Source organism: Winogradskyella sp. R77965 (genome assembly GCF_044594915.1).
GTDB lineage: Bacteria > Bacteroidota > Bacteroidia > Flavobacteriales > Flavobacteriaceae > Winogradskyella.
On sequence record NZ_CP138990.1, the window covers coordinates 1,842,501 to 1,865,740 of the forward strand.

General features: G+C 32.2%; 15 protein-coding genes and 1 rRNA gene (1 of these 16 only partly in view). 8 read left to right on the forward strand and 8 right to left on the reverse strand.

Features of this window, described 5'->3' with window-relative positions; all coding sequences use genetic code 11:
• Both SJY34_RS08250 and SJY34_RS08255 read right to left on the reverse strand, forming a co-directional pair.
• Positions 1–416, reverse strand: a 16S ribosomal RNA gene (locus tag SJY34_RS08250); it reaches 1,110 nt to the left of the window's first position.
• 408 nt (positions 417–824) lie between these two features.
• The gene (locus tag SJY34_RS08255; protein WP_400081165.1) at positions 825–2,792 is read right to left on the reverse strand and encodes a putative porin; all 1,968 of its coding nucleotides are present in this window, start codon (positions 2,790–2,792) and stop codon (positions 825–827) included.
• 382 nt (positions 2,793–3,174) lie between these two features.
• Between SJY34_RS08255 and SJY34_RS08260 the strand changes: the two genes are divergently transcribed.
• Complete coding sequence (locus SJY34_RS08260) at positions 3,175–3,903, forward strand: DUF4369 domain-containing protein (protein ID WP_400081167.1); 729 nt, start codon at positions 3,175–3,177, stop codon at positions 3,901–3,903.
• A gap of 179 nt (positions 3,904–4,082) precedes the next feature.
• Here SJY34_RS08260 and SJY34_RS08265 read toward each other — a convergent pair whose 3' ends face one another.
• The 5 genes from SJY34_RS08265 to SJY34_RS08285 form a co-directional block, all read right to left on the reverse strand.
• Complete coding sequence (locus SJY34_RS08265) at positions 4,083–6,059, reverse strand: S8 family serine peptidase (RefSeq protein ID WP_400081170.1); 1,977 nt, start codon at positions 6,057–6,059, stop codon at positions 4,083–4,085.
• A gap of 125 nt (positions 6,060–6,184) precedes the next feature.
• Positions 6,185–6,937: a hypothetical protein gene (locus SJY34_RS08270; protein ID WP_400081173.1), complete on the reverse strand. Its 753-nt coding sequence runs from the start codon at positions 6,935–6,937 to the stop codon at positions 6,185–6,187.
• A gap of 18 nt (positions 6,938–6,955) precedes the next feature.
• Positions 6,956–7,738: a RagB/SusD family nutrient uptake outer membrane protein gene (locus SJY34_RS08275; protein WP_400081176.1), complete on the reverse strand. Its 783-nt coding sequence runs from the start codon at positions 7,736–7,738 to the stop codon at positions 6,956–6,958.
• A 34-nt stretch (positions 7,739–7,772) separates the two neighbouring features.
• Complete coding sequence (locus SJY34_RS08280; protein WP_400081178.1) at positions 7,773–8,453, reverse strand: RagB/SusD family nutrient uptake outer membrane protein; 681 nt, start codon at positions 8,451–8,453, stop codon at positions 7,773–7,775.
• 16 nt (positions 8,454–8,469) lie between these two features.
• Positions 8,470–11,745 carry a SusC/RagA family TonB-linked outer membrane protein gene (locus SJY34_RS08285; RefSeq protein ID WP_400081181.1) on the reverse strand — a complete coding sequence of 1,092 codons (3,276 nt, stop codon included), beginning with the start codon at positions 11,743–11,745 and terminating at the stop codon, positions 8,470–8,472.
• 212 nt (positions 11,746–11,957) lie between these two features.
• Between SJY34_RS08285 and SJY34_RS08290 the strand changes: the two genes are divergently transcribed.
• The 7 genes from SJY34_RS08290 (at position 11,958) to SJY34_RS08320 (ending at position 22,552) form a co-directional block, all read left to right on the forward strand.
• The gene (locus tag SJY34_RS08290) at positions 11,958–12,560 is read left to right on the forward strand and encodes a ribonuclease HII (protein WP_400081184.1); all 603 of its coding nucleotides are present in this window, start codon (positions 11,958–11,960) and stop codon (positions 12,558–12,560) included.
• A gap of 32 nt (positions 12,561–12,592) precedes the next feature.
• Positions 12,593–14,965, forward strand: coding sequence for a ribonuclease HII (locus SJY34_RS08295; RefSeq protein WP_400081186.1), 2,373 nt, complete (start codon positions 12,593–12,595; stop codon positions 14,963–14,965).
• An 81-nt stretch (positions 14,966–15,046) separates the two neighbouring features.
• A complete protein-coding gene (locus SJY34_RS08300) occupies positions 15,047–16,621 on the forward strand; it encodes an OmpA family protein (RefSeq protein WP_400081189.1) in 1,575 nt (524 codons plus the stop codon).
• A 120-nt stretch (positions 16,622–16,741) separates the two neighbouring features.
• On the forward strand, positions 16,742–17,791 hold the full coding sequence (locus tag SJY34_RS08305; RefSeq protein WP_400081192.1) for a nucleoid-associated protein: 1,050 nt from the start codon (positions 16,742–16,744) through the stop codon (positions 17,789–17,791).
• A 45-nt stretch (positions 17,792–17,836) separates the two neighbouring features.
• Positions 17,837–19,666, forward strand: coding sequence for a transglutaminase domain-containing protein (locus SJY34_RS08310; RefSeq protein ID WP_400081195.1), 1,830 nt, complete (start codon positions 17,837–17,839; stop codon positions 19,664–19,666).
• Positions 19,632–21,659, forward strand: a complete 2,028-nt coding sequence (locus SJY34_RS08315) for a DUF3857 domain-containing protein (protein WP_400081198.1) — start codon at positions 19,632–19,634, stop codon at positions 21,657–21,659. The genes SJY34_RS08310 and SJY34_RS08315 overlap by 35 nt, the downstream gene beginning before the upstream one ends.
• Before the next feature lie 161 nt (positions 21,660–21,820).
• Positions 21,821–22,552, forward strand: a complete 732-nt coding sequence (locus SJY34_RS08320) for a M50 family metallopeptidase (protein ID WP_400081201.1) — start codon at positions 21,821–21,823, stop codon at positions 22,550–22,552.
• Here the strand turns inward: SJY34_RS08320 and lipB are convergent.
• Positions 22,539–23,237: a lipoyl(octanoyl) transferase LipB gene (lipB, locus tag SJY34_RS08325; protein ID WP_400081204.1), complete on the reverse strand. Its 699-nt coding sequence runs from the start codon at positions 23,235–23,237 to the stop codon at positions 22,539–22,541. The two genes, SJY34_RS08320 and lipB, sit on opposite strands and share 14 nt — an antisense overlap.
• Positions 23,238–23,240: the final 3 nt, after the last annotated feature.

The window sequence follows — 23,240 nt, forward strand, 5'->3', positions numbered from 1 at the left end:
CTTCCTGCACGCGGCATGGCTGGATCAGGCTCTCGCCCATTGTCCAATATTCCTCACTGCTGCCTCCCGTAGGAGTCTGGTCCGTGTCTCAGTACCAGTGTGGGGGATCCCCCTCTCAGGGCCCCTATCTATCGTTGCCATGGTAAGCCGTTACCTTACCATCTAGCTAATAGAACGCATACTCATCTTTTACCGACGAATCTTTAAAGTATCTTCCATGCGAAAATTACTTACTATGGGGTATTATTCTTCATTTCTAAAGGCTATCCCCCTGTAAAAGGTAGATTGTATACGCGTTACGCACCCGTGCGCCACTCGTCATCAGAAAAGCAAGCTTCTCTATGTTACCGTTCGACTTGCATGTGTTAGGCCTGCCGCTAGCGTTCATCCTGAGCCAGGATCAAACTCTTCATCGTTAAATTTTAAGTCTTACGACTATCTCTTTAACAACTAATAGGAATTTTTAAAATCTGTACTCTAAATGATTTATTCTCTTGTTTTGAATCAATCGTTTCCAATTAATTCTTACGCTGTCAATTCAATATGTTAATGAACTTTTTTTCCTTATCCAAACATCGTTTCCGAGTTTAGCGGGTGCAAATATAAAACCCTTTTTTTATTCCCACAACATCTAATCAAAATTATTTTTTAAAATATTTTCCCCTGATAAAAAATGTGGAAATGAACATCCGAAACCCATACTTCCGTTTTTGTTTCGGGCTGCAAATATAAAACACCTTTTTAATCCTACAACACCTTTTTTGAATTTATTTTTATTTGTTTTTTAGTAGGCTTATTGTTAAGGAATTACCCCTTGAATTATTTTACAAAAAGAAATCCCAAACTAATCCAAATCGAATGGTAAAGTCTCGGTATGGATGATTGGGTGCAGAAAAGTATTCATAACCGGTAAAAGATGAATTAAAATGTTCAGCCTTAAAGAATATCCTTGTTTGCCTAATTTTTGCATTTATAAAAAAGTCTAATCTTGGAAAACCACCTAATTCACTTTCATTTTGATTATAAAAGTCCGCCAACAAAGGATCATAACCATTCATATTATACTTTGAAAAGTAATTAAGCGTTACGCCTGTTTGCAAAGTCATTGCTTTTTTAAACAACTGATTTGAATAATACAACGTATTTCTAGCTATAAAAGTTGGAACATTTAATACATCTTCGTCACTTACTATGTTTTGATACATTATAGTATTATCTAAAGCAAAATTACCAAGTCTAAATTCCTTTTGCACTTTTAATCTTAAATATTGAAGTGACTTATCATATTGTTTTGGTACAATTATTTTAACCTCATCTATCGTATCTTCAAGATTAAAATACGTGTAATTCTCTATATTAGATATATCTAAATCAGCATTAAAAAACTTATTAGATTTAATACTAAAATTTAATTGTTGGCTGTTAATATTTTTAAAGTCATTAAAATTATACCAATTATAATTAACATAGTCACTTTGATATAATAGATGATTGAAATTAGCAAGTCTGGTATTTATATTGACTCCACCTTCCAATATAACATCGTCAAATAATTTCAAATTAATAATACCACTCAAATAGCTTCCAACAAATTCATCAGATAGATTTAGTCCACCTTGAGCTTCTAGATTAAAACCTTTATACGACTTAGAATAAGATCCTTCTATTCCAAAAAATTTAGATTTTATCCTATTCGGAATAATTTCATCAGGAAATAAAACAATACTATCATACCCATAATTAATATTCGTATAATTTATAGCAAACATGATTTCCCCTAACGCGTTATTAAAATAATTAAGACCCAAGGAGGTTTTAAAATTTTCTAATTTAACCTTATCATTAATATCTGCCGTAAAAGCATCACCAAAATAAGTCGTAACAGGTGATGTTTGATCGAATTGAAAATACTTATCTTCTAAAGAAATAGTATTTACAATAGAAACTTTATTTTGGCTAACCGAATCCATTCTCTTGATTATATCATAAGAGTGATTGATATAAAAAGTCTTACCTCTTAAAATATTTTCTGCGTTTACGAAATTTGGATCAAAAACAGATCGGTCTAAAAATTCTTCTTCACCTGATTCAAAGTTCAAAATGTCTTCATTTTTCAATCCACCATTTTCCTGATTTAATATATCTTGCATAACAATATGCATTCTTGCATTATACCTTTCGCTCTTAGTCTTATATTTTGATGTGAAACGAAAATTTCCAGAGCTGGTAAGTGCATTTTGATAATTACCTAAGGATCTTAGCCCCTTATAGGCAATTGAGAAGTTAAATTGTTTTGATAAGTTTAGAGAAAAGAATGCATCTAACATTTGCCCTTGCTCAAATGCTGTTTTGTAAGTTAATCTTGTCCAAGGTGTTGGTACTTCATAATATTTTATTTTATTACTTTCTAAATAATTGAAATGGCGAGCTCTTGCCCCAAATAGTGGTGCAGTTATATTATCTACAGCATCAAAACTTAATGTGTTGTATGTTTGCCCAATATTTGCAAAAGGCATTAAACCAAAATTATCTCTTTGTAGGTAATTAAATTTGTAATCTTTTTTAATTGATATCGTAGTATCTACTAAAATTGAATCTATTCTACCAGCAAATTGAAGATACATATCTATAGTCGCTAAATCTTTAAAGCCCTTAGAACGCTTATCGGCAGTTGAATCTTTACCAAACTTATCACCAACGTCAGGAGCATTTGTTCTATTTAACTTTACTTGACAATTTATCTCGTTGAGTAAAAAAAAGCAAGCGAGTGCTATTATATATTTTATTTGCATTTTAGATTAATATATATTCTAACAAGATTTATTATAAATTATTGTTTGTGCTTAATAATTCTAAATTCTACTGATTCCAATTTTCGCTAAAATACAATTTTGTTTAGCACCGTGGTGAATCTCATTAACTAGTTTTAATTTTTATATTTAGACTGAAATTATGTATTCAGTTTTATTTCTAAACAAATAATGAATTAAGGTTTTTTTAAGATATTAAATCTATTCTAAGCAGTATATTGTGAAACTTATTTTAATCAATCTATTGACGGCTAATGTTTATAAAAATATTAAAAAACTATTATCTTTAATTTATAATGTTTTCAACATATATTTTGAACATTAATTGGTCTTATTTTATTAATTAAAAACCTATTTAAATTAAATGAAAAAACTTATTATTTTCTATTTCTTCGGCATAATTGCTCTTTCTTGTCAGGAAAATAAATCAAATTATGAAATAGATGGCACAGCAAATGGAGTATCTGATGGTGCTAAAATTTATTTGAAAAATATTAGTGAAAATGGTAGAGAGCATTTAAAAGATAGTGCTATTGTAACTGGCGAAAAATTTAGAATGTCTGGCAAAGTTGATGAACCTACAGTATTTTTTATGTCCTCAGACAAAATGCAAGGTCAATTAATTTTTATGTTAGAAAATAGCAATATTGATATTGAGTTAAACAAAAATAATCTGATGCTTTCAAAAGTGAATGGGTCTAAATCTAATGAAGACTTTATTCTTTTTAAAGCTGGTATGGATTCTATTAGAGAAGAAAGTAGAGGTATTGTATACAAATATCGGTCTGAGGGACTCTCCTCTGGTAAAGAAAAAAGGGATTCACTTCATAAACTTCTCGAAAAATCGAGTATTAAAATGGCAGAGTACCCTCTAACGTATGTGAAACAATATAGGGATAGTTACTTTAGTCTAAATCTAATAAACTTAGAAGCTAACAAACCCTATTTTGATGCAATTAAGTTTAGGGATGCCTTTGAAAATTTAAGCCCAGATCTTAAGGCTTCTCCAAAAGGAATTAGAACTAAACAAAAACTAGATTCATTGATTTCGAATAACAAAAATCGAAAGTCGTCGTCTTTAGAAAAAAATTAAACGATAATCAAACTCGTATTTGATATCCTACGTAAAATAAGAGTTTTTAAAAAATTCATCATACAATAAATCTAACCTTCCAGTAATTATTTTAAAATAAAACAGCCTAGAAACTAATTTCTAGGCTGTTTATATAAAGTAAAAATTGATATTATAACAATTTACGTTACTAATTTAAGTTAATTTATTACTAACTTATGTGAAGTAGCTCTATTCCCATCAGATATATTTAGTATATACACTCCAGATTTTGCATTATTTAAAGAAATTGTCTCGTTAAACATTGATGATACATTATTAAAGTTATTATCGTAAACCAACCTTCCCTGAAGGTCATATATATCTACTTTAACATTATTATTACTACTACTTAAATTAGACTCAAAACTAATTGTAAATTCACCATTAGAAGGATTTGGATAAACAACTAGACTTCTAGCTAGATCATTTTCATCAACTCCAAGTGTAAGGTTATTACCAGTTACAATTATTGAAAAATCTTGGCTTTGCAGATCAGAAGACTCTCCTTCATTACCTTGCAAAGTCCCTTTGTGGGTTACTGTAAATGTATACATTCCCGTTGTTGGCACATCTATGTCTATTCTTTCTATATTATCCACAGTATTATCCCCTTTAGAATTAGAAAAACCAGTCGATTGATCAAAATCTAATTTCCAGGGCATATAAGTTGTAGTTCCATCTGAAATTCTTAAATCTAAATCATTGACGAGTCTCGGAGTTGGGTCATTTACTGTTCCGTCTGAAACCTGACCAGGCATATCTGTCCAGCAGATTGTTGCAGACAATTTATCTCCAGCTTCAGCAGATAATGTAAAAGTATATGTTCCGCCTTCTTCCAATGTTAATTCATCTATTACCGCTTGAGCGTTATTTGCGTCAGTTATCGTTGTCGCGGAAGCTCTTGCATTCAAAAATCCCCATCCAAATATCGGGTCAGGACCAATCGTAACATTATCATCTAATGAAGTATGACACACTAAGCCTTTTAATGTCGATGAATTCATATAGACACCGTGTAATTGATTATAATACTGCTGTAAAAGGACCAGTGTACCAGTAGTATTAGGCGCAGCCATTGAAGTTCCTGAAAACGTTGAATACGAGCCATTAGGAGTAGTAGAAAGCAAATTTGAACCATCAGCTGCTATATCTGGTTTAATTCTTAAATCATCTGTAGGGCCTTGACTACTGCCCGGATTAATAGCTAAGTTAGATAATTCAAAATTACCACTAAACAAAGGCTGCTCAGTTACAGCAGGATTCGCATTAGCAATAATAAGACTGTTTTTAGCATTTTTATCTGAAGTTAGCTTATCATAACCCGGATAAAGCCATCCTGGATAACTTACATTTCCAGAATTACCAGCAGAAGCTACTACTAAATATTTAGGATTATTCTTTGCAATATTATCTATATTTCTTGCCCCTTGTGTGTAAGCACCTATAAAAGCAGCATCTAATTGACCATCGTCTTGATTAATTGGAATACCATAAGAATGATTAGAGAGGATAATTGGATTAACAGGTGCATTTACCGCTGTAACCATTTCTGATTCATCATTTGACCAATTATAAGATTTAACATTTACATTTGGCGCCATTCCGACTGCATTTGGATCTATCCCTTTAGCTGATATCGTTCCGGAAACATGAGTCGCATGCGCATTAAAATCTGATCCACCTTCAGAGGCATTAACTACATCTACAACTGTAATACGTGATTGAGTTCCAGAAGCATCTCCAAACTCAACATGAGTATTATCCGCTGCACCGCCATCCCATACTCCTACAGTCATACCAGAACCATCTAAATTTAAACCTAAACTTCCACCTGCCCATAAATCAACAGTCTTTGTGGCTCTTGCAGCTTGTATATTATCTGTTGACCTATATATTGGTTTACCATTAATAATATCGTAAATATGAGTAATATTGATTCCGTCTTTTATTATTGACTTTAATTTTGGATTATTATTTAGGTAATACTGTACCCTAATTAAACGCGATTCTTCTTGATTCTCTAATTCTTCTAATAAATCAGCGTTGCCCTTTGAAAGCTTAGATTTATCAAAATTTTGACTATTAGAAAGGTTGAACATTAGAACTAAGACTATTGCTGCAATATACTTTTTCATTCTTCTTTTTTTATTTGTAATATAAAGATAATTAATGTGAAATCATAACTTGTATTTATGCAAAAAAATGGAGCTACCTAAAAGGTAGCTCCATTGCATTTTAAAGTATAATAACTATTGTTTCATTAATCAATAGTGAACGTATCAGAGATTACTGTCCCAACGTTAGCAGGGTTACCTCCAGGCACTGAACCTGATGACAATTCTGCACCACCAGCACTAACAACATAATCCGTACCACCATCTCCATAAGCATCATATACAGCTATGCCATAATTACCAGAAGCCAAACAAAAGTTTAAACTAATAGAACTATTGTCTAAATCAGTATATTCACCACCAGAACCACCTGAGAATATAATTGCTGGTGTAGTACCAGACAAATCATAAATTTCCCATGACGCCTCTTCAGCCCAATTGTCAAAAGTTAAATCTAAAGTTACTAGAGTATCCAAACACTCTTGCGCTACATCAATAACTAGCGGATCACCTACTGAAATACCATTTCCTTCTTCAAACGTAAGTATGAGTTGCTCAGCTACAAAACCAAGATTATCATTGTCTGTAAATGTGATAGCGAAACTACCTTCATTAGAATTCCCTGGCACTGTTACCGTGGCTGGTACACTGAAAGTAGATGCGTCTAACGCCGTATCATCACTAACCATGATTGCCAAAGTACGATCAGCTCCCACAATATTACCAGTATAAACTGTTACATCAAAAGTTGACGTTGCATTTTCAACAAGATCTGTTGCTAAAGGGCCACTTTCAAAAGTAATATAATTTACGCTCTCTCCTATACCATTTTCATCTTCACAACTAAAGCTAATTAGTAGAAGCAAGCAAACTGCCGTATAATTTAAAAATTTATTCATTAGTAAAATGTTATTTAATTAGTTTTGATCATTTATAAAAGGATTATCCTGAATTTCTCTTTGTGGAATTTCAAAAGTCAATCTATCATCATTGTGCTGAATAGTTTCACCAGCAAAAGACAAGTGATTAGTTCCTCTTACGATTGAAGCTTGGTTTCTTTTCATAGCAAAGTATGACTTACCTTCACCCCATAATTCTAATCTCGTTTGCTTGTAGATTTCATCAATTAGAGATTGTCCACTAAGAGCACTCAAATAAGACGTATCAGCGATTCTAGCATCAACAAGTAAACCTAAAGTTGTTCTTGCCTGGCTATCTAAGCCTTGCTTAGCCTCAGCCTCGGCTTTTAATAAAATCATTTCTGCATGACGCATGTAATGATAATCAGCTTTAACTATAGTTGCAGTACCAAATGGTACACGATCAACATCATATTGCTTAAACAAAGGTTGCAAGTACTGGGCACCAGCACCATCAAAAAACTGACCTCTTCTAACATCGTCTGCTCTCATACTCTCATATAAACTAGCATCGATTGCTTTTGTATCACCAACTGCTGCATAACTGTATGAAAAATAATCAACCTGACCCCACCATGAGATTAATCCTACCGACGAATTCTCATTGATATCAACTCCCCATAACCATGAAGGATTACCTACGTCATTAAATCCTCCTAAGATTCCGTGAGGATCTGCAGTAGATGGCATCAATACAGTACCAGATTCAGCTAAAACTTGACCAGCAAGTGTTGCCACTTCACTCCATCTTGTTCTTTGTGCTGCAATAGCATAAGCCAAAATACCTCTTGCTACGTTTTGATTAATCTTAGATTTAGAATCTTCTGTTATACCCTTCTAATAATTCAATCGCTCTATTTAAACCAGCTTCAATAACTGTATAAATCTCACCTTGAGTCGCTTTAGGCAGCGTTTCTGCTGTAAGAACGTCATAAAGTGGAACCGCTGGCGCGTCTGCATTATAATCATCAGCATATAATTGCAACAACATAAAATATGAATGTGCTCTAGAGGCTAATGCCTGACCTAGTAGCGCTCTCGCTTCTGGATTCTCTGGATCACCATCCTGTCCACCAAGATTAGACATTGCTAAGTTGGCATTAAGAATTTGTCCATAATAATAAGACCAAGTTTGGAAATTATCACCAAACGTAAAATCTTGTGTAGCTTGCATTTCAGTTATAGAAGCTCTATACCATCCATATACACTACCAGATAATGCCATATCACTACATAGCATATCAGAGAATACATCATACGCTTTTTGGCCAAAATCATCATGACCAGTTGTACCACCAGAACCACTGGTAAACATCTGAGTGTAAATACCATCAACTGTACCTTGCACTAAAGCAGGGTTTAAATCTACAACATCACTTAATTCAGATTCCGAAAGGAATTCCGTTGGTTGTGTGTTTAGAAAATCATTCTCACAACTTTGAAGTCCAAACATTAGGACACCTAAACCAATTAATTTTAATACATTTTTTTTCATCTCGCTTTTTTTTAAATTAAAATTTCATTCTTAAACCAACAGTAAAAGATGATAAAGGTGCGTATTGATTTCTACGCGTATTTCCACCTTCTCTTACTAGAGGGTTATAGCCTTTTCTTGCCGTACTGATAAATAAATTATCACCTGATACGAAAAGATTAATATTATCTATACCTGTGTTTTCTAACAATTTACCACCTAAGTTATAACCGATATTAACACTGTTTAAACCTATGAAATCAGATTTGATAAGGAATCTATCACTAGCACCAACATCATTTGCAACAGAACCATTACCTAATTTAGGTACACTAGTAATATCACCAGGTTGTTGCCATCTGTCTCTTATGTCAGCGTGTAAAGTACCACTGGCAGTTGAAAAACCACGTTCAAAAAATTCACGGTAGTTATTATCAAATGCATGTCCTCCGAACTGATATGTAAACTGTGCAGCATAAGTAAAGTTATGAATGTTACCGCTTAATCTGAATGCACCTTGAAGATCAGGAAGTAAAGACTTACCTACATACTTTTGCGTTGCAGCATCGTACTCCTTAGTTGTTTGTCTTTTAAAGTTATCAGAATCTGGGTTATTAAATTTGTGAACCTCTAGAGAAGAAGCTTCAATTTCTTCACCAGCATCTAATATATCGTTATCATTTAAATCATCAAAATACTCAAACCACATTGGTAAACCGTCTGCTGGATCTACACCTGCATACTCTCTATAATAAAAATCGAAAATAGATCTACCTACCTGATAACCAACTCTCGCACCACCAAAAGTAGTGTTGATAAATTCATTATTAGTATTTGCTGGAAGGGCAAGTAACTCATTATTTATATGAGTTCCATTAACACCTAAGTCCATAGTTATGTTATCCTTTCTAAGGATATGAAAATTTAAATCAAATTCTATACCTGCATTTCTTAATTCACCATCATTAACTAAAAGTCCACTTGAACCAGAAGCCGGATTTACTGGCTTATTGAAAAATAAGTTCTCAGTATCATTGATATAATAGTCTAAACTACCATCAACTATATCTCCTAATGTGAATTCTAAACCTGTTTGAATTTGTTTCTTTCTTTCCCAAGTTATATCAGGATTTGCAATATTCCCTTCTAACGCAACCGAAAAACCACCATCTAAGTTTGTAACATCAAATAAGTTTTGACCTACATAGTAAGAACCTGTTGCAGAAAATACACCTGCCTCATCACCAGCTAAGCCATATGAAGCCTTAAGTTTAAGAAATCTTAAGAAATCACTTTCAGCCCAAGATTCATTTGTGATAATCCAAGCAGCACCTAATGAGTAGAATGTATCCCATTTATTATTGGCAAACACAGATGATCCATCTCGTCTTAAAGATCCTGTAAAGAAATATTTATCATCATAATCATAATTTAACTGACCAAAATAAGATTCTAAAGTTCTTCCTTCTACGAAACCTTCAGCAGGACTTTGATTTATAATATATTGCGTTAACTCTAATGCAAATGGCACTTCAGCACCAGCTTTATTAGTTTCTACTATAGCAATTTCAAATTTATTACTCTCGTGTGCAGCTAATACTTCTAAAGAGTGTTTACCAAAGTCTGTATTATAACGTAATAACTTTAAGAAGTTAATCGTTTCATTTGTCGAATTTCTTTGAAACAATGTTCCAGCAGCAGGCTGTCCAACACCATAAAATTGATTCGACATATTCTTAAAAATATTACCACGGTATTGGTAACTTAATGAACTTTCAAAGGTTAAACCTTTAGCTAAATCGACATCAATGTTAGCACTTCCTACAAGTTCGTTTCTATCATAGCCATTAAAATCAAAAAGTATATTACCATATGGGCTAACACCATCTGATGATGGTCTACCTGGAGCAGTACCGCCAGTACTAATAGCACCATAATCAGGAACAAAACCACCTAATATCGGATCCACTACTTTATTACCGTCTGCATCTCTAACAAACACACCAAAAATTCTAGGCACTTTATCAATGAATTCAAAAACAGCTGATGATCCACCTAGAGCAGTACTGTTTCTTTGTTCTGCGTATAAATACGAAATATTAGCACCAACTTTTAACCAATCTTTTATTTGAGAAGATACATTAGTTCTAAATGAATACCTCTTAAAAGAAGATGATTCTGTAATTCCATTATCATCCAAGAATCCACCAGAAATAAAATATCGTGACTTTTCATTACCACCACCAAATCTAACGTTAGCTTCGTGACGTAATCCGTCTCTAATAACTAAGTCTTCAAAATTTTCTGGAGTGAACTTTCTAGCAACACCTGTAAATTGACCTGTTGCAGGATCAATTAATTGATTACCTGGTGCATCCCACATGTTGTAGCGTGTTGGTATAACACCCGTAAGACCGGAATCAGCAATTATATTTTCACTTGCCCAAGCACTAGCAACAGCTAAACTTTCGCCATTGTTTATCATTCGTCCATTTCTTAAACCTTCCCAAATCAACTCAAGGTTTTCTTCTTGATTTGTTATGGTTTCATAACGCGGTATAATCTGAGTATTGATACCTGTTTTAAAATCAACTTCAATATAACTTTCTGTAGAAGAACCTGATTTTGTTGTAATTAATACTACACCATTAGCACCTCTTGACCCATAAATCGCAGTTGCAGTAGCATCTTTTAATATAGACGTACTTTGAATGTCTGTTGGATTAATAGCATTTAATGTTTCTAATGCAGTTATCGGAACACCGTCAACTACATAAAGTGGAGTTCTATTACCACTTATCGATCCATAACCACGAATACGAACAGTAGAAACTGAACCCGGTTGACCAGTAGTATTAATAACCTGAACACCAGACGCCTCACCTGCAAGAGATTGAGTTACGTTCGCAAAATTCTTATTTTCAATGTCTTTTGTGGAAACGGTCGTAACGGTTCCGGCAAAAGCCTTTTTAGTAGTTGTACCATAACCTACAACAACAACTTCATCTAAAGCGTTGTCGAGTTCAAGCGCAACATCATAAGTGCTTGCAGCACCAATAGTAACTTCGGCATCTTTCATACCTACGTATGAGATTACCAGGACATCGCCCGTATTAACAGATATAGAATATTTTCCATCAAAATCTGTTTGTTGACCTCTAGAGGTACCTTTCACAATTACACTAGCGCCAGGAAGGGGTAAACCATCATCTGCTGTTGTAACTGTACCTGTGACAGTTTTCTCTTGTGCAAAAGAAAATTGCATCACGAACGCCATAAAAAGCGTTAATAACCATGTTAACTTTAATTTCATAAAACAATTATTTGAGTTAGTCTAGTTGCAAACATCTTAATTAAATATTAAATAAGCAAGTGTTTTTGCCAAAAAAATGTTAATACTAAATCGATTTCGCTAACAGTGGGCGAAATTAAATTTTCAATGTTTTAACCTTTAACTCATTAGTTAGATGCAAAAACTGTAAAAGGGTTGCGTTAAAATTATAACTTTGTTCAAATTTTTACATTTTGTCTCTTAAAATTCAATACTCTTCTTTTAATCTAGAATGCGGCACCGACGAAGCCGGCAGAGGTTGTTTAGCTGGACCTGTTACAGCAGCAGCAGTTATTTTACCTTTATCATTTAATAATAATCTATTAAACGATTCTAAACAACTTTCAGAAAAAAATAGAAATATTTTAAAACCAATTATTGAAGCATCAGCTACAACCTTTGCATTTCAGCATGTTTTTGAAACTGAAATTGACTCCATAAATATTTTGAACGCCTCCATAAAAGCCATGCATGGATCCATTGATAAACTTAAAAAGGTTCCTAATTATATTATAGTAGACGGAAACAAGTTTAAACCTTACAAAGCAATTCCGTATGAAACTATAATAAAAGGAGACAGTAAATATCTAAGTATCGCAGCCGCTTCAATTTTAGCAAAAACATATAGAGATGAGTACATGGAAAAAATTCATGAAGAATTTCCCATGTATAATTGGAAGCAAAATAAAGGCTACCCAACGAAAGAACATAGGGCAGCGATTAAAGAATTTGGCATTACTAAATATCACAGGAAATCATTTAGATTATTGCCAGAGCAATACCGTTTAGATATATAACTTTATATATTTGTGATAACAATATTATATTAATGAAGAAATTTGGATTTTTAATAGTGCTACTATCTTTTCTGTTAGCCTGTAAAAAAGATTACAATAAGAATAAACGAGCTTTTCAATTTATACCAAATAGTGTTACTTCTGTCATAAAGGTTTCTGAACTAAATGACTTTAATAATAGTATTGAAAATCACAATATTCTTTCGGGTATATATATTAAGGAGTTAAAAAATGCTTCTGAGGCTCTAAAAAACCTGAATACAACCAAACAGGTTTTTATAGGTTTTTCTGATTCAAGAGGAAATAATTCGGATTATATCATTCTTACGGAAAATGATTCCACCTTATTTGTTGTTGACTCTATTTCTAATCATATATCAGAAACCTTAGTTGATTTCGAAATTGAAAAAACTAAAATAGATACCACAATAATATATCATAAAATTGTTGGAAATGTTTTTGCCGCTTCTAATAATCTAGAAATTCTAAAAACGCTAAGTCCTAAAGAAGAAAACACAGAACTGAGCAAATTGATTGAAACTACTGATAATAAATCTGTTGCCTCAATAGTTTTTAAGTCTGACTCTGAAAATTATTCGAAATTACTTTTTACTAATACCGAAGACAACAACAATGCTTCTAATTTTACAGTTTTAGATTTCAACTACTTAGCTAATAGTCTTCAGTACAACGGAATATTGACATCTAAAGATTCTATTACTAATAATCTAGATATTTTTAAGCATACAATTCCCCAAAAAACAAACACACCTATAATGGCTCCTAAAAACACAAAGTCATTATTAAGTATTGCTTATGACGACTTTTCAGTTTTAAACAAAAACTTGAATCAATTAAATCAACAAGACATTGATAGCTCGGCAGTATTTTTAAATTTCACTAACGAAATTGCTTTAATAGACAATGCGATATTATTACACACATTAGATCCTGACTTAGTTTTAGAATCTATTGAAGAGAAATCTAATCTTGAAACATTTAGGGCTATTGAAATTTTCGAATCTGAAAATACAGATTTTTTTGAATCAAGCTTAAAACCGTTTATCACTTTCGAAAATGCGAAGTACTTTTCTGTTTTTGAAAACTTTGTCATATTCTCAAATTCTATAGAAACCATTAAAAATATACTTACAAATGCCTTAAATGGCAACACATTGGTAAATTCTGATGCCTTTACCAATATCAGTGAATATCTCAGTGATGAAGCTTCTTTATTTGTTTTTAAAAATGCTGACGGACTCTCTGAAGTTTTAGATCAAAACACCAAAGGTTACAACGCCAATGCTGTACAATTTATCTATGAGGATAATTATGCACATGTCAATGGTATTATTCAAAAGTTTAAAAGAAAAGCAGCCTCTCACTCTATTTCTGAAGCTTTTACAACGGAGCTTGAAACAGAAATACTCACAGCACCACAAACGCTTAAAAATCACATTACTAATGCACATGATATCGCTATACAAGATGTAAAAAATACACTTTACCTTATTTCAAATTCTGGTAATATCCTTTGGAAAAAACAATTACAAGGAAAAATTCTTGGTAAAATCGAACAAATTGATATGTTCAAGAACGGTAGATTGCAACTTGCTTTTGCAACCCCTAACCGTATTTATGTTTTAGATCGTAATGGAAAAGACGTTGCACCATTTCCTCTAAAATTTAATGACGCAATTACCCAACCACTTTCCGTATTTGATTACGACAAAAGAAAAAATTACAGACTATTAGTTACACAAGGAAAAAATCTTTTAATGTATGATGCTAAGGGAAAATCTGTATCTGGATTTAATTATAAAAATAATGGCTCTACTATTTCTACTCAACCCAAACATTTTAGGATTGGCAGCAAAGATTATATCGCATTTGCCGCTGGAGAAAATCTCAAAATATTAAATCGTCAAGGTAGCGTTAGAATTGACGTAAAAGATAAAATTCGATTTTCTAATAACGAACTGTATTTATACAAAAATAAATTCACCACAACCAATACGCTTGGTCAACTTGTGCAGGTTGACACTAAAGGAAAATTGATCTCAAGCAATTTAAATCTTTCAGATAAACACAAAATTGAAACGACTAGCAAAACTTTAGTTTCTATGACAGAGAATAAGCTCAACATAAAGTCTAGAACAGTAGATTTAGATTATGGTGAATATACAGCTCCTAAAATTTTCTATCTCAATGATAAAATATATGTGTCTACTACAGATTTACAATCAAAAAAAGTATACCTCTTTGACAGTCAAGCGAAACCTATACCTAATTTTCCGGTTTTTGGGACGTCTGCAGCAGAGCTTCAAGAATTAGACAAAGAAAAAGGACTAGAACTTATCACACAAAGTGATAATAAAACACTTGTAATTTATAAAATACACTAAAATTCTTCGCGATTGTATATTTCATTTTTTAGTATCAATAGTTATACTTATTTTTATACGGCTATTAATCAATTACTTAAAATGAATCATACTACGGCTTTAAAACATATAATTACTACGTTTTGTTTCTTCATTTTCGCAACTCCAGTTCTTGAAGCACAAACAAAAAAAATAAAACGACCAAAAAATAGAGTCGGTATTTATAGCGTAGATAGGTTTGTAAGTGAGTCTTTCGATTTATATGATAAAGTCTACAAATATGATGGTTATGCAGAAGCTGGCACTCCATTAGAAGATGAAGATATTGATGTTTTGGAAGACGCTATAGATGACGTCTCTGCCTTGAGCGAAAGTGCACCAGATATTTTAGGAGATTTAGATGGGGCAGGCGTACTGAAACAAGGAAAAGCGACACTACAAATTAATCGTGCTAAAAAAGCTTTGAAATACAGCATTAAAACTGCTAAAGAATTATTGCTAGGTCAACGAGAACGTAAAAAAGAAGATGAGGAAGGTAATGAAGATGAAAGTACTGAACCCAAAGATGAAACAGTGAGTGAATCAGGCACTAGCTCTGATGGAGAAGTCAAAGAAAACAATAGTGAAACTGAAGAAGAACCCTCTAATATTTCAGATGGTTTAGAAGTCTACAGTAAATACGATTTTGTACCTGGTGATAAGCTTATTTTTTATGACGATTTCTCAAATGATTTTATTGGAGATTTTCCTGCAAACTGGAATACTAATGGCTCAGGGGAAGTTGTAACACTTAATAAAGTCGCAGGGAGATGGTTTCAATTTATGCATGGTTATAGCATCTACTATATCCCCAACCTACCAAGTGATCTTCCTGAAAACTATACAATCGAATTTGATTTAATAGCATTAGGTATAAATAAAAAAACATCTATCGGTGCAAACTTAGAGGTTCGCTTAGAAGATAATAATGAATTTAAAACTGGGAAAGATTTTGCAGAAATACAGATACCCTTTGTTCAGTACACAGTATCTGATTTTCATGTTAAAAATAGAATAAACAACAAAAGCTCTATAAATAACTCAATTAAAGCAGACATTAGAAAAGCCGTATTAAATAAACCCCATATTTCTATAGCTGTTAACTCAGAACGTTTAAGAGTTTGGGTAAATGAAAAAAAATGCGTCGATATCCCAAAAATGATAGGTATTAATTCACCAATAAAAGCTATTAAATTTCAGCTAAATAGTTTTAAACCAGAAGGTAAAGAAAGTTTGTTTATTTCTAATCTCAAAGTCGCAGAAGGCGGTGAAGACTTAAGACGCAAATTGATGAACGAAGGTAAGATTTCAACTAACGGAATATTATTCGATTCTGGCTCTGCTAACATCCAACCGCAATCACTCGGAATTATACGTCAGATTTCACAAGTATTAATGCAAGATGAAAGTATAAAATTAAATATCATTGGTCACACAGATTCTGATGGTACAAATGATGCTAATTTAAAGTTATCTAAAGACAGAGCTGCTGCCGTAAAAGACGTTTTAATTAGTATTTATAAAATTTCGGCAGACCGACTGACTACAGATGGTAAAGGTGAGACTCAACCAGTCAACGATAATAAAACTACTGACGGAAAAGCCCAAAATAGACGTGTAGAATTTGTGAAAATATAACGATAACCAAATCTCAAGTCCCTGAGTCTGAAAACGCCAAATTTATTTTGGCGTTTTCTTTATTTTAAGGCGATCCTTTTTGTAGTATTGTAACCTCATATTAAGACACTTTCATAACTCATGATAAAACGACAGAAAGCATCTATAAAAAGCTGTATTATCCATAAGGTTGGCAACAAGTTTAACGACACAAAAAATGCCTTTTCTGATACCGCAGTAGACTTTGATGAAGCTACCTATAATTTAATGTTACCTTATCTACTAAAACCTTTTGTTAGCGCATCTGAATCTTATCGTTTTCATCATCATAGCGATGTTGGACTAAATGAAATCAACACCTATTCTGAACAAATTTTCAAAGACGAGGAAGATTTTTCAGAAGTCTCCAAACACATCGTCACCCATTTATTTGAACAGAGTAATTCAGCACAGATAAAAACAGGGGATGTACTCGTTTGTCATTTTGAAAATGTGCAATACGAGGACTATTTTACCGATGCAATTGGCATCTATAAAATTGAAAATAAAACTGAATTTTTTCAAACGTATTTAGAAAGTGGTAACTACGATATTTTAGTACAAAAAGGCATACAAGCTAAGAAGGTCGATAAAGGCTGTTTGATATTAAATACTTCAGATATGGAAGGCAAAATTGTGTTTAGTGTAGACAATAACACTTACGATACTCAATACTGGATAAAAAGCTTCTTAAACATTAAATATCCCGACGATAGCAACCAACACACCAAGAATTGCATTGAACTGTGTAGAGAGTTTTCTAAGGAAATTATTCAGCCTAATTTTGGCGGCCAAGCTCAGAGTAATTTCTTAGCAAATACTGTTGATTTTTTTAAGGAAAATGAGATTGTAAATATCGAAACCTTTAAAGAAGAAGTCTTTGAAGAAGAAGATCACATACAACTCTTTGAAGACTACAAAAAAAGTTATGAAGCTGAAAATAAAGTCCTGATTAGAAATCAGTTTGATGTCTCTGAACGCGCATTAAAAAAGCAAAAACAAAAGATTAAGACCGAAATAAAGTTAGACACCAACATACAAATAAAGTTAGATGTTGATGCACCAGATGCTTCTTCAGAATATCTAGAACGTGGTTATGATGATGAGAAAAAAATGCACTTTTATAAAGTTTTTTTTAATGCTGAGGCTTAGTTTGCATTTGTCAGAATTTTAACTAACTTCGTTATATACTATTTTATGAAGCGCCTCATTAAAGTATTCCTTTTTATATTTTTTGTTTTTTACAGTACAAAAGGATTTTCTCAAAACATTCATTTAAAATCAAAATCAGAAAAAATTGAAATCCAAGAGGATTCTTCTTTTGTAAATGAAATTACAATCTTATTTAAAAAGAGTGACGAAATACGTCATTATCCAATTTTCTATGATACCGAATTAGAGCAAATATCGGATATTAAGCTTTTTGAAAAGAAAGGGAGACGCTTGAAGGAGTTATCAATAAAAAAAATTTATGAAGAAGATGTTAAGCTAGATTATATTACCAGTAAAAAGGTTAAATCTGTTGAGGTTCCTAGGGATAAAGAAATAAGTTTAACATATTCAGTTTCATGCAAGGAATTGATGTATTTTACAAGTTTACACTTCTTTTCTTATAACGAAATTGATACGTTAAGATACCAAATAAAAGTTCCGGAAAAATTTCAACTGGCTCATAATACAATTTATAAAGATTCGCTATCTTTTTATACTATAGATTCTACAAGAACTGATAAAGGTTCTCAGTGGGATATAAAAGTGTCTCCAAAAAAAGTAGAGCCAGATCCATTACAGTTTTTTGGAATTTATAAGAATATGAAAGTTCCGTTAATGCGCACTATAGTAATGCCAAGGTCATATAACAACCAGTCTATTAAATATATGAATGATTGGTATTACAACAATATAATTCCAAAAAAAGGTCTAAATGTGGCGGCAAAAGAGAAAATTGATGAATTAACTGTTAATCTCACTGACCCATCGGAAATTATTAGTACAATTTATGGATATGTAAGACATAATTTTAAATATGTCGCTATAGAGATTGGTATGGGTGCTTTTATACCTTCACACGTTAATGAGGTCTTTCTAAACAAACAAGGAGATTGCAAAGATCTTTCCAATTTTTTATCAGAGGCATTAAAATACAAAGGTATTCAGAGTGATATTGCTTTAGCAGCAACTTTTGACCATATAAGTGATTGTGATTTTCCCTCTCTAAGTTCTGCTAATCACGTTATATGTACCGCTTACATAAATGACAAAACCATATTACTAGACCCAACAGATCCTATTCATTTGGAAGGCACACCTGTACAAAGCTTACAAGATCGAACGATTTTGATTGTAAATTCTAAAGGAGGCTCTTTTTATGAAGTAAAACCATTTAGCCCTAAACAGAATGAAATTTACTATCAAATGGACTTGAAAATAGATGCTAATAATAAGCTTATAGAAGGAACGTTTGGTATTGACTACAATGGCCTATCAAATAATTATTTAAGGCGTATTCTTAATAGCGAAGGCAAAAAAGAGTTTGAAAGTTTTGCGAAATTACATTACAAAGAAATTTTTGGAAATCAACCAATCTCTGATTTGACTTTAGTCAATGAGTTAAAAAAACTTCATTTAGAAGGAAAAATTTCAATTAATGGTAAAACTTTCAACGATGGTATCAATAAGTATGTGTTCATTGATTTTTTACCTAGACTTATAGAGACAGAGAGTAGAGAAACATTAATAGATGGCACTTATTTAAGAAACCCATTTCACAAAAAAGTATGTGCAAAAATTTTAATGGATGAACCTGTTGAAACATTTGAAACTATTAATTATGCTTATGAAGGGGAAGGAATATCTCTCAAAATGAAAATTAAAGCGTTATCAAATATGGAAATTGAATGTAATTACGATTTTGTCTTTGACCATATATTTATAGAAAAGGAAAATCTTAGTAAAACAAATGAAATTTTAAAATCATTTAAAAAAATAATAAATGAACCAATTGTTCTCAAAAAGCGGAAAAGTTAGTCTAGTCTTTATATTCTCGTGTATACTTTTTTTTAGTTTCAACTCTAATGTCAATAGCGAATTAACTGACCCCTTTTTAAAACTTTGCGAAAATTCTGATGCTTATTACACCCATTTTTATACCGATGTTACATATGCAAAGAATTGGGTTCGCTACAAAAAGTATGTTTCAGTAAATAACAAATTAGTAGTAAATACAAACAGGGGCGTGGAAGATTATGCTTTTTTAAATTTGAATGCATTTGAGAGTAATCATTTAGAAAAAATTAAAATAAGAACCCTAAAAGCTGACGGCTCCATTGTTGAACTAGATTCTAGCTTGGTATTTAAACGGAATTCTAAAAAAGAAAAATTTGGCGCAATTAATTATCCTATTCCTGCTGTAGAACCAGGAGACACGATTGAAACAAACTACGTTTATTACCAGAATTTAAAAGAATCTGAATTAATGGGCTATGTAAATTTATATACAAATTTACCAAGTAAAGATTCACAATACTCCATAAAAACTGGCCCTGAATTAGCAACCAGATACAAACCTTACAATAATTTTCCTGAACCAGATGTTGTTTCTAATGACTCTTTAGTTTATTTACAATTTTCAATGGATAAAATAAAAGGGTTAGAGGTGAATGAGAATAATTGCCTGCTTTGCGAGCATCCGTATTTGTATTACACATTAGAAGATAAGGATAGTGAATTAAGAACGTGGAAAGATGTCTACAACGAAGAGTTTAATTTCCTTACCCAACCTATGGCTTTAGACTATGATAATTCGTCATATTATAAAAGATGGAAGCGCAGAGTCATAGGAACAGCAAAAGACAGCTCTAAGTATTATAAATTTAACTTATTATATTCTGAAGTCCTAAACAACTTTCAGATGGAACCTATTAGAGAAGATGAATTAATAAAATCTACAGGTTACTTTCTAAAACAAAAAAGGTTTGATGCGTTTGGTATCCGCAGGTTTTATAGACGTATACTAGAGGACTTAGAGATTGACTATTGGGCTGTATTTGGCAGAAACAAACGTTCGGGCAATATTGATACTCAATACATTAGAAAGGGTGAATTTGAACATATATTTTTTGCTTTCGAAAATGAAAAAGGATATATGAAATTTCTATATCCGCATAAAGATTTATACATGTATCAGATTGATGAAATTCCAACCTCCATTTACAATACCAAAGCCATTATAGTCAAACCCTCCATAAAGGTGAAAAAGAAGAAAAAGGATAAGTTTATTAATAGAGACTTTGAATTTGCAACGGTTGATTCTGTTGATGTTGCTGAAATTAAGTTACCCGGAATGGATTCAAATTATAACTATATTGATCAAACGATATCGAGCGAAGTAGATATTAAAGAAAAGAAAGCCACATTTAGATACAGATTTAAGGTCTCTGGTGGACTATCAACAGAATTGAGAGTGTTTTTTGAAATGTTGAATAAAAACGAAGAAGCAAGTAATTTTTACGACGCTTTGTCAGAATTTGAAGGCAATGATAACACAATACAAATTGATACTGTTTCAAGTATAAATTTGAACGGAAATAAGCCTTTTGCTTTTAATATGAGTGGTACAGGGACACTAAATAACGTCGTCACGTTTATAAATGATAGTCTAATAAGTATATCTATAGACAAATTAATTCAACACAATCAATTAGAAACTACTTCAGACACTTCTGAACTTAATTATTACCTTGATTATAGTTATTCGGATCGCTTTATGTTTTTTATGAATTTTCCAAGTAACATAGAGGTCTTAGGCCTAGAAAATGGGAATATAGATTTTAAAAATGATTCTGGTGAATATTTTTTTGAAGTAGAACAGAGTACGAGTAATCAACTCAGACTCAAGTCAAATTATAAGATTATTAAGGATTTAATACTTAAAGAAAATTATAATGAATTAAAAAACTTGAATAAAAAAGTTAATTATGCAAAAAGTAAGCGGTTGATTATAAAATTAAAAGGTTCTTAATACATTTTTTTTAGTCATTTTTAATTCTTCAGAATATCTAGAACGTGATTATGATGATGAGAAAAAAATGCTCTTCTATAAAGTGTTTTTTAATGCTGGGGCTTAAGGCCAAATAGTCGTAACTTTATCAACCAACATAGACAAGCTTCTTCTTATTCTAAATGCCTAAGAACTATAAAACAAATTATCGAGCAATTTTTGGGTTTATCTTAGCATCAATACTTTTGGTACTTATTTGGCGTACATACTATGGTTATTATATTTTATACCCTTTCACTATTCTTGGCACTTGGTTTCATGAAATGGGTCATGGTATTATGTCTATAATTGTTGGTGGTAACTTCATGCGATTAGAAATATTTAATAATGGCTCTGGTTTAGCATTCAGCAGTTATATGGACTCTAATTTTTATTTTGATAAGAATATTTCACTTGGACTCGTCTCAGCTGCCGGATTGTTTGGTCCACCTGTAATAGGGGCTATTTTTATTTTAATGAGTAAAACATATAAACGCTCTAAAATAATATTATATCTCCTCTCTATAGTTATGTTAATATCTGTTGTTGTTTGGGTAAGAACTACAGTTGGTGTAGTTGTCATTCTATTTTTAGGAACACTTATACTTTACATTGCCATTAAAGGCAATAGAACATTGCAGCAATTGGTAGTGCAATTTCTAGGTGTAATTGCATGTATTGACACCTATAAACAAATTAATTATTTATATACAAAAAGTTTTGTAAGCGACGGTATAGAAAAGTTATCAGACACAGGTTCTATGGCACAACGTATAGGTTTTACCTATAATTTTTGGGCAACTGTGATCCTTGTTTTAAGTTTTTCTATACTTTTATACAGCTTGTTTTTAAGAAATAGAATTAAACAAACCTAGCATTAAATAGAGTTTTGAAATGTTTTAAAAGCTTTAATTTCACCTCTTCTTCATCAACTTTAGCAACTCCTAATTCATTATTCAAAGAAGTTACCGCTTTACCGCGAATTCCACAAGGAATAATATTATCAAAATAACCTAAATCTGCGTTTACATTCAAAGCAAAACCATGCATGGTTACCCAACGACTGGCTCGTACTCCCATAGCGCAAATTTTACGTGCAAACGGAGTACCAACATCTAACCACACCCCTGTTTCACCAGGACTCCGTTCTGTTTTCAAACCATATTCCGTTAAAGTGAGAATAATCATTTCCTCCAAGAAACGTAAGTATTTGTGGATATCCGTAAAGAAATTATCTAAATCTAAAATTGGGTAACCCACAATCTGTCCAGGACCATGATAGGTGATATCTCCACCTCTGTTGATTTTATAAAAAGTCGCTCCTTTCTCTGTTAATTGTGCTTCAGAAAGCAATAAATTAGATAAGTCTCCACTTTTACCTAAAGTATAAACATGAGGATGCTCTACAAATAGAAAATGATTGTCAGTTTCCAAACCAGCATCCTCTCGCCTATTCCTAATTTTGGTGTCTAAAATAGCCTTAAAAAGCGTTTCTTGGTAATCCCAAGTGTCTTTAAAATCTTTAGTACCTAAATCTTGAAATTTTATGGTTTTATTCAAATC

What these genes read in the sequence shown, in the direction of transcription:
- SJY34_RS08315 (WP_400081198.1), top strand. Translation starts at nt 19,632, where the DNA reads ATGAACCAATTGTTCTCAAAAAGCGGAAAAGTTAGTCTAGTCTTTATA.
- SJY34_RS08295 (WP_400081186.1), top strand. Translation starts at nt 12,593, where the DNA reads ATGAAGAAATTTGGATTTTTAATAGTGCTACTATCTTTTCTGTTAGCC.
- SJY34_RS08255 (WP_400081165.1), bottom strand. Translation starts at nt 2,792, where the DNA reads ATGCAAATAAAATATATAATAGCACTCGCTTGCTTTTTTTTACTCAAC.
- SJY34_RS08270 (WP_400081173.1), bottom strand. Translation starts at nt 6,937, where the DNA reads ATGAATAAATTTTTAAATTATACGGCAGTTTGCTTGCTTCTACTAATT.
- SJY34_RS08310 (WP_400081195.1), top strand. Translation starts at nt 17,837, where the DNA reads ATGAAGCGCCTCATTAAAGTATTCCTTTTTATATTTTTTGTTTTTTAC.
- SJY34_RS08305 (WP_400081192.1), top strand. Translation starts at nt 16,742, where the DNA reads ATGATAAAACGACAGAAAGCATCTATAAAAAGCTGTATTATCCATAAG.
- SJY34_RS08300 (WP_400081189.1), top strand. Translation starts at nt 15,047, where the DNA reads ATGAATCATACTACGGCTTTAAAACATATAATTACTACGTTTTGTTTC.
- SJY34_RS08265 (WP_400081170.1), bottom strand. Translation starts at nt 6,059, where the DNA reads ATGAAAAAGTATATTGCAGCAATAGTCTTAGTTCTAATGTTCAACCTT.
- SJY34_RS08280 (WP_400081178.1), bottom strand. Translation starts at nt 8,453, where the DNA reads ATGAAAAAAAATGTATTAAAATTAATTGGTTTAGGTGTCCTAATGTTT.
- SJY34_RS08285 (WP_400081181.1), bottom strand. Translation starts at nt 11,745, where the DNA reads ATGAAATTAAAGTTAACATGGTTATTAACGCTTTTTATGGCGTTCGTG.
- SJY34_RS08320 (WP_400081201.1), top strand. Translation starts at nt 21,821, where the DNA reads ATGCCTAAGAACTATAAAACAAATTATCGAGCAATTTTTGGGTTTATC.
- SJY34_RS08260 (WP_400081167.1), top strand. Translation starts at nt 3,175, where the DNA reads ATGAAAAAACTTATTATTTTCTATTTCTTCGGCATAATTGCTCTTTCT.